We start from the raw sequence: 8,920 nt of genomic DNA, 5'->3' as shown, positions 1-8,920 counted from the left end.
TATTATAACATATTCTAAATTTTGAATTTAAAATTATATAAATCTTAGTAAAAATCATTATAATTCGTTATAATTTCAATGAACAAATTTTTTTTTAAATTGTATCTTTTGTGACAATCATCGGAAAGTTTTATATATTACAAACTAATAATTTTAATTTAATAATTTAAGGAGATTATAAAAAATGTCATCTAATGATATCGGTACTAATGTAATATTCAAAAAGCAGTTAGGCCTGAACTATGAAATAGACCAGAAATATGTTGGTTTAAAAATGAAGGAGAACAATATTTTATCTTTTAATTTCAGAGTGCCTGGATCTTTAATAGATGAAATTGAAGCGTACTTTAAAAGATTTAAGTTAGGTGAACCTATCCTGGTTGATATTGGTGGAACAGGTGACATTAAATGTGATTTCAAAGGAATTTCACCGGTACTTAAAAACAAGGACGAATTCGACCAGTACTTTATCTCAGCCACCCTGCAGGAAGATAAGCAATATGATCCTTTAGAAGAAGAAAAATGTGAAACTTGTAGTGGATGCGGATTCCACTAACTTTAACTTTTTTTAGATTTTGATTAAAGGATGGTTCTGAACCATTCAACCGTTTCAATCAGCTGATTTTCAAAATTGTCAGAACTTATTTCGATATTTATTTTTTCAAGGTTGGTTACATCGGCTACGGAATGTTTTATATCGCCTAAACGTTCTGGAAGGTATTTAGGATCTATATCGCTTCCTAATGTGGCCTTGACAATTTCATATAATCTGTTGATGGTTAACTTTTCACCGGAAGCAACGTTAACAACTCCATTGAAATCAGATTTGGCCGCTTCGATATTGGCACGAGCAATGTCTCCCACATAGACGAAATCTCTTGTCTGTTCGCCGTCTCCATAGATGACTGGTTGTTTGCCTTCAAGCAATGCGCTAATGAAATTGGGGATCACTGCCGCATATGGGGAGTTTTTATCCTGTTTTGGTCCAAACACATTAAAATATCTTAAGGCAGTGTAATTCAGACCATAATTTTCATAAAATGATTGTAAATATAACTCACCGCTTGCCTTTGATGCGGCATATGGTGAATTTGGCATGAATGGCTCTGTTTCCTTTAAGGGCATATTATTATTTTCCCCATAAACTGCAGATGATGATGAGAATATGATTTTCTTGACATCGTTTCTTGCAGCTGAATCTAATAGCCTGACTGTGGCATTAACGTTAATCCTGTCACATTCAATCGGATTTTCAACGCTCATTGGAACACTCACCATCGCCGCAAGATGGAAAATGTAATCGACATCACGGGTTAGGTCATCAAAATTTGCATTGCATATGTCCTCTTCAATAATTTTGCAATTTTCTGAATTGTAATTATTCAAATTTTTAATGTTGCCTGTGGATAAATTATCGACAATAATCACTTCATTATTGGCCATTAGCTCATTTGCAATGTGCGATCCAATAAAACCAAGTCCTCCTGTTATTAAAATCTTTTTATTTATCATTAAATCACCGTATTACTATTTAGCTTAATATTGGACAATTATATTAAATTTTTAAGAAGCAATATTTATATATTTTTATATATTAATAATTATATTATAAGAGGAGTCTAATAATATGTTTGATTTGATGTACGATACCATATTTTTTGCTTCAAAGGTTAACTTCTTTGGGCTTAGCAATATAACAATTGGTGCATTCGACATTGCATTAGCTTATATTGTGGCTATCCTATGCTCTATTGTAGTGGCATTGGTTTTAAAAATCCCATTGTTGCCAAGCAAACCATATAGGTATTCTTTTGATGTGAGTGCAATATATCCAACTCCAATAATAGCGGTTGGTATTCTATCCATATTTTTAGTTTTAAACTATACTTTCATGTATAATGGTTTGGTCTTAGCCGTTATAATTGGTGTTTTATCTGCATTATTTGTGAAATATTTATTTGATTTTGTATTTCCAAAACCTCTGGATGAAAATGCGGGAGAGGATATTGATGAATGAGGTAATTGGAATAATAATTGCTGCAATTCTTTGTTGGTTGAATTTTGTTATTGTAGATACATATTTCGGACTTCCCGAGCAGCCTGGCGTAAGAGGGGCCAGCATAATAGGTAAAGACATTGAGAAAAGAGGGGGAGACATTGCTGGTGGATTCTTCCAAGGAAACGTTTTATGTTCTCCGGACGCATCCGCTGGTACATTATTGGCTTCTATTGGATACTTGCTTTTAGGAATTCCTGGAGGAATCATTGCAGCATTCCTTGTTTTCATCGGAAACAGATTGTGTGCAGATCCAGGGTATGCCGGAACTGTTGGAAGCTTGACTGCAACAATAATCATATTCCTGACATCATTCATCGGTTTAACACCTGAAATGTTCATTGTTGGTATGGTTATAGCCATTTTGACCATTATGGGAATCGATCAGACAAGGGCTTCAATAGTTTTAGGTAAAGTTGCCAAAAAATTCAATAGGCATGCTAGAGAGTGATTATATGTATGTTGAAATTATTGGAATTATAGTCATATTTGTAGCATTAAGGGCTTTGATAACCCAAAACAGGGCTGAAAGGCTATTGTACATAAACGTTATTGGGTTTGGAGTTTCTGCAATTATTGCATTGGTTATCAACACTCCATTCGCCCTTATAGTTGCAGCAGCATTCTTTATTTGTTCAACAATTAGTGCAAATGCTATTGCTTATACATTAAAAAGACTAGATGATGAAATACTACTGGAGGACTGAAAGTGGAGTTTTTCGTATCAATTATCGCAATAGCTTTAATGGTTATCGGGGCATTCGGTATAATATTCCTGAAAAGGCCGTTGGATAAGGTCATAATGTTTTCAATACTTGATGCAGGATTTGTTTTAGTTATTGTTCTATTCAAATATTTGGATGTTGCGATGTTTGCGGCTTTGGCAGGTCCATTGTCAACTTTAGTATTTATCTTATCTATTGTTAAGATCAAAGAAATCAGAACAAAGAAAATTGCAAGTGGTGATGCATAATGATAGATGTTTCATTATTTTTCTACTTTGGAATTTTTCTAGCAATAATAGGAAGTATTGCTACTGCTTGGGGTCCGGGAGTTAACGATCCAGTTGTAAGGACATTCAACACTGAAGTTGCATCAATTGGAGTATGTCTAGTGCTTTTATGCTACAATCATGTGTTGGCATTGTTGACATTGCTTGCAACAACAGTTATCATTAGTTTAATTTTATTCAGAGCTATTATTCGTTTAGAAGAGATGGGGGCAGACGTATGAGAATAGGAGTTTTATGGAATAAGCTGGCTGACCCTAAAAACATTCCACGTCTATTTGCATTTAGCCTTGGAATAATTCTAATCGTTGGTTTGATTGTGCCGATGGCACTGAATCCTGATCAATTGTATCCTAGACCTGCTCCACAGGAGCAAATTGATGAAGGTTTGGCAATCGCACCTTATGACCGGGGTGGCGAGGTTTTAGTCGCACCGGGAGAGATTAATCCGCAATATCCGGACAATGCGGCAAGTCTGGGAATGATTACAGGATACATGTCTCCATTGGCCCAATGGATATCATCAATTTCACCGTACTTCGGTACATCCATTTACTCATCCCCTGGTGGACTGATTGATGAGATATTGTATTACACAAGGGGATTCGATACAATCCTTGAATCAAGCATTTTGATGATGTCATTCATCATCGCTTCATGGCTGTCTGTCAATTACACCATGAACAGAAAGAATGATGAGGATGAAATCAAGAAAGACTTCAAAAAGGCCATAACCGATTCCACTCATGTGGCTAATGAGGTTAAGGCAAATGACATTAAGGCAAGGTCAAAACAACTTAGGAGGGATAACTGATGTTGTATGTTCCTCAAGAGTTCATTAGCATGTATTTGCCTGCAATCTATGCAGGATTGATCATAGGTTTCATCGGAACCATGGCGATTGCAATGAAAAGGGAAGAGATTCACATTCTTATCCTCACTGACATTGTTGGTCTTGCAATGATATTCGTTGTTTCTGCGGTCGGAACAGACCTTGCGGAAGCGTTGATCTTACCTGGTTTGGTAGTTGAACTGGCTGAGACATTGGCCATTTCAGAAATTCTTATCACACGTGAAATGCGTAAAATCGAACAGGATCCAAGAGCAAATCTCAAAAGGTCATCTTCACTGTTCCCACAGGCATTTTCACTTGATATGGAAATCATGACTACTGCGCCAAATTTCATAGCATTGATTTTAATAGCATATGGTATATTCCTGACTGGTTTTACTGGAGGAGCAGTAGCTGGTGGAGGAATTGTACTGTACGCTTTATCCAAAAAAGCAAGAGGACTTCCAGTGCTTGTGCTTGACGGTATCGCTGGTGTTTCCGGTATTGCATGGTGTTTATGGATTATAGGATTTTTACTGTTCTTCGTCACACCGCAATATTGGTTATTAAGTTTATTCTTGGCAGCATGTGGACTATTACTGAAAGTAGCATCCAAAGTGGGTTTAATAGGCCTGCTTATGAGAGAGGATATTGATAAGGAGTAGGATAATATGGATTTTGTTACACTTGGAGGAGATTTACTTGGAACAATTCCGCTTGGAGATATTGTACTTTACATAAATCCGTTTAACTTGTTCCTTTTTGCGGTGCTGCTTGGTTTCACATTCCTTATTGCCATAAGTAAACCTGAAACACAAGTTGAGGCATCCAAATTCAACACATTAGGTGTTGCGGAAGTCAAAGTGGATGAAAAAGAATTTAGGCAAAGAAGATTTTTATCAATAATATGTGGTATCGCCTCCGCTGGAGCAATGATTACTGGAGATTTATTTAACTTCACACTGTTCATGGCTTTGGTGGGAATATTAAACATCGGTATCGTATCTGCAGTTAAACAGACAAGCGTTTTAAACTCAGCTTTCAATTACGGTTTAATCGCCATGATGTGCAGCCTGCCGTTATTTGGTGGAGCAGCTATCATTTTAGCTTCAACAGGTACATTATCCCTTGCAGTATTGTCCCAAATGCCTGCAAGTCCGATGGTAGTGTTTGGTGCGATATTGATGTTGATTGGAATTTTAGGTGAAAGTGGAGTGGCCCCATTCTTTGCAAGCAAAGCAGAGATGTTCAGGACTCCTGGTTCTCCATTCATTGTTATAATTCACTTAAGTTCATTATTCATTATTGTAAGAGCCGTTGAAATATTATTATTGGTATTGTGGTAAGTGGTTAGAATGGTTAGTCAAAAAATCGTTAGTATTATAGTATTGGTATTATCAACAATAGCAATCCTTGCATGCTTGGTTATAGACTTTGACGCATGGATAGTTTATACAGTTGCTATGTTCGGTATTCCAGCATGGGTTTTATCTTTAGGCCTATTGACAATGGCCAAACCGAAACCTGAAGATGTAGAAGGAAGGTTGAAAGAACCATTTACTGGATATTAGGGTGGTAATATGAATTTGATGGCAAATATTTTAATTCAAGTTATTATTGCATTCCTGGCAGGAAGCCTGCTTTTGGGATTGCATAGAAAAATCATGGCACGTGTTCAGAGACGTCCAGGTCCACCTATAATACAGCACTTGTTGCATTCATTGAAATTTTTCTTTAAAGAAACAGGTTTCCCAAAAACAGTTTCCAAACCATTTTATATAGGAATCACATTTATCCTTGCATTAATATGGGTTGTTGGAGTAATTGCAGGACCTGTGGCTCATGATTCATTACTCATATTATTTGGTGTTTATGCGGTCTACAAGATTGTTGAGCATAACTCAGGATCAAGTTCCGGTTCACCTTACGGTAAATTGAGCTGTGTGAGGGCTGTTCTTTCAGCGGCAACAGAGCTTCCATTGTTTGCAGCTATTGTGTTTGTCTATCTGGTCACCGGTACAATGAACATTGGGGAAATCATAACCTATCAATCAGTTCACGGACCGTTAATCTACACAATTCCGCTTGCGGCATTGATGTTTTTCATGCTGATAATTACAAAATCCCCTTACTCTCCGTTTGCGATTACAAAGGATAAGGCTTTAATTTCAGGATTTGAAACCGAACATTACGGTCTTTTAAGAGGATTCATGCATTTCTCAGAATCAATCGCATGGTATGTTATGCTTTGGGTATTTTTAACAATTTTCTTTGGACCATTAAACGCTGTTGGATACCTAATAGGAATGATTGTCATAACATTCATAACCGGTTTCATTAACGCTACAACACCGATTTTCAGTCCAAATCATTCAGTCATGACTCAAATCACTATTGGAGCCATATGCTTCTTTGGTACAATAGTAATGATATTTACTGGAGTGGTAGCATGAAGAGTGAAAACGTTATTGTTTATTTAACCGCATTGGTTGCTATAGGTGTCATTGTTGTGGGATTGTTGACTACAGCATTGCATTCTTATCTGATTGCTCCAATCATAATAATCGGTGTGGTCTTAACAGCATTCGTATTGTTGTCCAAAGGCAATTTTTCACATAAGATTGAAAGCATTGAGAAATTATGTTTTGTGATTACATTTTTAGCAATTATATGCTCATTTATATTACTTTATAAACCTATGTAGGAGATATTATGTTAGATTATATGATTTACATAATTGCATTTGTTGTCGGGTCCATTTTGGGATTGCTTTACAGCTACAAGCAACATGGTGAGGCATTTGTTGCAGTGACAGACTTCAATACTGTTGCAGCAATCATCTCCATCGTCGGATGGGTCTTGGCGTTCAATGCAGGAAATGTTATTTTATCTGGTATCGGTTTTCTCCTTGCAGGATTTATAATGGGAGAAAGGCCAGGATATGGTAGAAAAGAAAGTGCAGTGGGATTAATTATAGCAATTGTTGTGTATTTCCTAATGCACTGGACAGTATGAGGTGTTTTGCATGGATGATGAATCTAAAATGATATTGATGAAAGAAAGAATACTTGGAAGTTATGCATGGCAAAGAGATATAATAGATCCACTTTCAAAAGATTTTGAATGCACACCTGAAGAGTTAAAAGAGGTCTTCTTCAAATTGTTTGACATGTCCACATTGGAGGCATTTCATGGAACATTCGACATAGCTGACAGGTTATGTCTTTCAAAGAAGTTTCATGCCGACTTGAGGTTATGTTGGTTCGTCGGTTACTTGAATATTCTAACTGAAGAGGAAGGAGACAAACTTAAGGAGAAGCTAGTTGATGAAGTCAAATCAGGAAAAAGTTATGAAGATGCATTAAAAGAAGGTCAACTAGAATTATTTGATTTACTAAAGGAAAAATCAGAATATTAACGTTTATAAATTTATACAAAAAGAGGGAGTACAATGTTAGATGCTATTAAGGATGTTGTGAGAAAAAGCTCTATTCACGTCTGTATCGTAAATTGTGGCGGATGTAATGGATGCGATGTTGAATGCGTTGCATTATTATCTCCAAGATACGATTTAGAGCAATTCGGTATCTATGTTCACAACAATCCTCGTGAAGCTGATGTTCTGTTGTTAACCGGTGCTGTCACCGAACAATGGAAAGATAATTTAAAAAGAATTTATGATAAGGCTCCTGAACCAAAAATAGCGGTAGCGGTTGGAAACTGCCCAATATCCGGAGACGTGTTTGCCCAAGAGGGAGGTCATGTGAATGCTCCTGCGTCAAATTTCATTCCGGTTGCAGCAGAAATTCCAGGTTGTCCGCCAAGGCCTAGTGAAATATTGGAAGCTATCCTTGCCGTTGGACCTCAAGCTATTGCTGATCGTGGGAGGGAACAAAAATGATAGTGCCTATTGGTCCAATTCACCCAGCTTTAAAAGAACCTATCAGATTAAGACTTCAAACTGAAGGTGAAAGGGTTGTTAAAGCAGAAATTGAATACGGTTATGTTCATAGGGGAATTGAAAAGATAATTGAAGGAAAAACCTGGCAGAAAGGAATCTACTTGTCCGAAAGGGTATGTGGTATCTGTTCATATGAGCACACCCAAACCTTTGCAGAGACAATCGAGCAGATTTCTGATGTTGATGTTCCGCCAAGAGCTCAATTCTTGAGAGTCATTACAAACGAATTGGATAGAATTCAAAGCCACTTGCTTGGAAATTCTACCTTTTTCAAATCAATGGATCATGAAACATTGTTCATGCATGTTCTGGAGTTAAGGGAATATGCAATGGATTCAATCGAATTGTTAACCGGTAACCGTGTTAACATGGGTTGGAACGTTGTGGGTGGTGTGAGGATGGATGCAGATGAGCGCCACTTCGATGCAATACTCAAGAACCTTGATATCATTGAAGAAGGATTTGAACGGACAAGGCAATTGTTTGCTGAAGGTCCTGCATTGGCTTTAAGATGTAAAGGAATAGGGGTAATGACTAAAAAAGAAGCTATCAAAGGAAGGGCTGTCGGACCTATCGGAAGGGCATCAGGAATAAAAGAGGATTTCCGTAAGGGCCATTACACTTATGATGATTACTTTGACTTTAAGGTTATCAGAAGAACCGAAGGGGATAACTACGCAAGAACATTAACTAGATTTGATGAAATACCTGAATCAATAAGTTTAATCAGACAAGCAATAGAAAACATACCGAAAGGTGAAGTACGTACTCCTGTAGATTTAAAATCTGGTTATGCAATGCGTCAAAACGAGGCTCCTCGTGGTGAAGTAACCTACATGATTGAAACTAACGGTAATCTGATCAAGAACATTTCAATCAGGACTCCAAGTATTGCAAATATGGACTCATGTGCCAAATACATGATTCGTGATGTTCCAACCGTTGCAGATGCTGTAGCTACATATGCAACCAGCGACCCTTGTGTTGCATGTGCTGAAAGGGTGGCAATAACCAATGAGGCAGGAAAAACCTCAATCAAGAAGTTTGATGAGGTGATATAGA

The 8,920-nt window shown here is 37.1% G+C and carries 17 protein-coding genes; 16 read left to right on the top strand and 1 reads right to left on the bottom strand.

Features of this window, described 5'->3' with window-relative positions:
- Positions 1-184 precede the first annotated feature (184 nt).
- The gene (locus tag ILA26_RS06240) at positions 185-556 is read left to right on the top strand and encodes a hypothetical protein (RefSeq protein WP_292895433.1); all 372 of its coding nucleotides are present in this window, start codon (positions 185-187) and stop codon (positions 554-556) included.
- A 23-nt stretch (positions 557-579) separates the two neighbouring features.
- On the opposite strand, the gene ILA26_RS06235 is transcribed toward ILA26_RS06240, so the two are convergent.
- Positions 580-1,512 carry an NAD-dependent epimerase/dehydratase family protein gene (locus tag ILA26_RS06235; RefSeq protein ID WP_292895431.1) on the bottom strand — a complete coding sequence of 311 codons (933 nt, stop codon included), beginning with the start codon at positions 1,510-1,512 and terminating at the stop codon, positions 580-582.
- Positions 1,513-1,627: 115 nt separating this feature from the next.
- On the opposite strand from ILA26_RS06235, the gene ILA26_RS06230 reads away from it, so the two are divergent.
- From ILA26_RS06230 to ILA26_RS06160, 15 genes are read left to right on the top strand one after another with little or no spacing between them, the layout of a single operon-like run.
- Positions 1,628-2,017, top strand: a complete 390-nt coding sequence (locus ILA26_RS06230; RefSeq protein WP_292895429.1) for an energy-converting hydrogenase A subunit A EhaA — start codon at positions 1,628-1,630, stop codon at positions 2,015-2,017.
- Complete coding sequence (locus ILA26_RS06225; RefSeq protein ID WP_292895427.1) at positions 2,010-2,507, top strand: hypothetical protein; 498 nt, start codon at positions 2,010-2,012, stop codon at positions 2,505-2,507. The genes ILA26_RS06230 and ILA26_RS06225 overlap by 8 nt, the downstream gene beginning before the upstream one ends.
- A 4-nt stretch (positions 2,508-2,511) precedes the next feature.
- On the top strand, positions 2,512-2,763 hold the full coding sequence (locus tag ILA26_RS06220; RefSeq protein WP_292895439.1) for a DUF2109 domain-containing protein: 252 nt from the start codon (positions 2,512-2,514) through the stop codon (positions 2,761-2,763).
- Between the two features lie 2 nt (positions 2,764-2,765).
- Positions 2,766-3,029 (top strand): DUF2108 domain-containing protein, encoded by a 264-nt coding sequence (locus ILA26_RS06215; protein WP_292895425.1) that lies wholly within the window; start codon positions 2,766-2,768, stop codon positions 3,027-3,029.
- Positions 3,029-3,289 (top strand): DUF2107 family protein, encoded by a 261-nt coding sequence (locus ILA26_RS06210; RefSeq protein WP_292895423.1) that lies wholly within the window; start codon positions 3,029-3,031, stop codon positions 3,287-3,289. Before ILA26_RS06215 ends, ILA26_RS06210 begins: the two co-directional genes overlap by 1 nt.
- A complete protein-coding gene (locus ILA26_RS06205) occupies positions 3,286-3,879 on the top strand; it encodes an EhaF family protein (protein ID WP_292895421.1) in 594 nt (197 codons plus the stop codon). Before ILA26_RS06210 ends, ILA26_RS06205 begins: the two co-directional genes overlap by 4 nt.
- Positions 3,876-4,562, top strand: coding sequence for an EhaG family protein (locus ILA26_RS06200; protein ID WP_292895437.1), 687 nt, complete (start codon positions 3,876-3,878; stop codon positions 4,560-4,562). Before ILA26_RS06205 ends, ILA26_RS06200 begins: the two co-directional genes overlap by 4 nt.
- 6 nt (positions 4,563-4,568) lie before the next feature.
- A complete protein-coding gene (locus ILA26_RS06195; protein WP_292895419.1) occupies positions 4,569-5,243 on the top strand; it encodes a hypothetical protein in 675 nt (224 codons plus the stop codon).
- A 9-nt stretch (positions 5,244-5,252) separates the two neighbouring features.
- A complete protein-coding gene (locus ILA26_RS06190) occupies positions 5,253-5,468 on the top strand; it encodes a DUF788 domain-containing protein (RefSeq protein ID WP_292895417.1) in 216 nt (71 codons plus the stop codon).
- A gap of 9 nt (positions 5,469-5,477) precedes the next feature.
- Complete coding sequence (locus ILA26_RS06185) at positions 5,478-6,350, top strand: NADH-quinone oxidoreductase subunit H (RefSeq protein ID WP_292895415.1); 873 nt, start codon at positions 5,478-5,480, stop codon at positions 6,348-6,350.
- A complete protein-coding gene (locus tag ILA26_RS06180; protein ID WP_292895413.1) occupies positions 6,347-6,601 on the top strand; it encodes a hypothetical protein in 255 nt (84 codons plus the stop codon). Before ILA26_RS06185 ends, ILA26_RS06180 begins: the two co-directional genes overlap by 4 nt.
- Positions 6,602-6,609: 8 nt before the next feature.
- Positions 6,610-6,912: an energy-converting hydrogenase subunit EhaL family protein gene (locus tag ILA26_RS06175; protein ID WP_292895411.1), complete on the top strand. Its 303-nt coding sequence runs from the start codon at positions 6,610-6,612 to the stop codon at positions 6,910-6,912.
- Positions 6,913-6,922: 10 nt separating this feature from the next.
- Positions 6,923-7,315 carry a DUF1959 family protein gene (locus ILA26_RS06170; protein ID WP_292895409.1) on the top strand — a complete coding sequence of 131 codons (393 nt, stop codon included), beginning with the start codon at positions 6,923-6,925 and terminating at the stop codon, positions 7,313-7,315.
- A gap of 33 nt (positions 7,316-7,348) precedes the next feature.
- Positions 7,349-7,798, top strand: a complete 450-nt coding sequence (locus ILA26_RS06165; RefSeq protein ID WP_292895407.1) for an NADH-quinone oxidoreductase subunit B family protein — start codon at positions 7,349-7,351, stop codon at positions 7,796-7,798.
- Positions 7,795-8,919 (top strand): nickel-dependent hydrogenase large subunit, encoded by a 1,125-nt coding sequence (locus tag ILA26_RS06160; RefSeq protein ID WP_292895404.1) that lies wholly within the window; start codon positions 7,795-7,797, stop codon positions 8,917-8,919. Before ILA26_RS06165 ends, ILA26_RS06160 begins: the two co-directional genes overlap by 4 nt.
- Position 8,920 lies beyond the last annotated feature (1 nt).

It is taken from the genome of Methanobrevibacter sp. (assembly GCF_017940815.1).
In the GTDB taxonomy this organism is placed as follows: domain Archaea; phylum Methanobacteriota; class Methanobacteria; order Methanobacteriales; family Methanobacteriaceae; genus Methanocatella.
The sequence above is the reverse complement of the archived record's forward strand: the minus strand, read 5'-3'. Positions and strand labels throughout refer to the sequence as shown.

What these genes read in the sequence shown, in the direction of transcription:
- ILA26_RS06240 (WP_292895433.1), top strand. Translation starts at nt 185, where the DNA reads ATGTCATCTAATGATATCGGTACTAATGTAATATTCAAAAAGCAGTTA.
- ILA26_RS06235 (WP_292895431.1), bottom strand. Translation starts at nt 1,512, where the DNA reads ATGATAAATAAAAAGATTTTAATAACAGGAGGACTTGGTTTTATTGGA.
- ILA26_RS06230 (WP_292895429.1), top strand. Translation starts at nt 1,628, where the DNA reads ATGTTTGATTTGATGTACGATACCATATTTTTTGCTTCAAAGGTTAAC.
- ILA26_RS06225 (WP_292895427.1), top strand. Translation starts at nt 2,010, where the DNA reads ATGAATGAGGTAATTGGAATAATAATTGCTGCAATTCTTTGTTGGTTG.
- ILA26_RS06220 (WP_292895439.1), top strand. Translation starts at nt 2,512, where the DNA reads ATGTATGTTGAAATTATTGGAATTATAGTCATATTTGTAGCATTAAGG.
- ILA26_RS06210 (WP_292895423.1), top strand. Translation starts at nt 3,029, where the DNA reads ATGATAGATGTTTCATTATTTTTCTACTTTGGAATTTTTCTAGCAATA.
- ILA26_RS06205 (WP_292895421.1), top strand. Translation starts at nt 3,286, where the DNA reads ATGAGAATAGGAGTTTTATGGAATAAGCTGGCTGACCCTAAAAACATT.
- ILA26_RS06195 (WP_292895419.1), top strand. Translation starts at nt 4,569, where the DNA reads ATGGATTTTGTTACACTTGGAGGAGATTTACTTGGAACAATTCCGCTT.
- ILA26_RS06190 (WP_292895417.1), top strand. Translation starts at nt 5,253, where the DNA reads ATGGTTAGTCAAAAAATCGTTAGTATTATAGTATTGGTATTATCAACA.
- ILA26_RS06185 (WP_292895415.1), top strand. Translation starts at nt 5,478, where the DNA reads ATGAATTTGATGGCAAATATTTTAATTCAAGTTATTATTGCATTCCTG.
- ILA26_RS06180 (WP_292895413.1), top strand. Translation starts at nt 6,347, where the DNA reads ATGAAGAGTGAAAACGTTATTGTTTATTTAACCGCATTGGTTGCTATA.
- ILA26_RS06175 (WP_292895411.1), top strand. Translation starts at nt 6,610, where the DNA reads ATGTTAGATTATATGATTTACATAATTGCATTTGTTGTCGGGTCCATT.
- ILA26_RS06170 (WP_292895409.1), top strand. Translation starts at nt 6,923, where the DNA reads ATGGATGATGAATCTAAAATGATATTGATGAAAGAAAGAATACTTGGA.
- ILA26_RS06165 (WP_292895407.1), top strand. Translation starts at nt 7,349, where the DNA reads ATGTTAGATGCTATTAAGGATGTTGTGAGAAAAAGCTCTATTCACGTC.
- ILA26_RS06160 (WP_292895404.1), top strand. Translation starts at nt 7,795, where the DNA reads ATGATAGTGCCTATTGGTCCAATTCACCCAGCTTTAAAAGAACCTATC.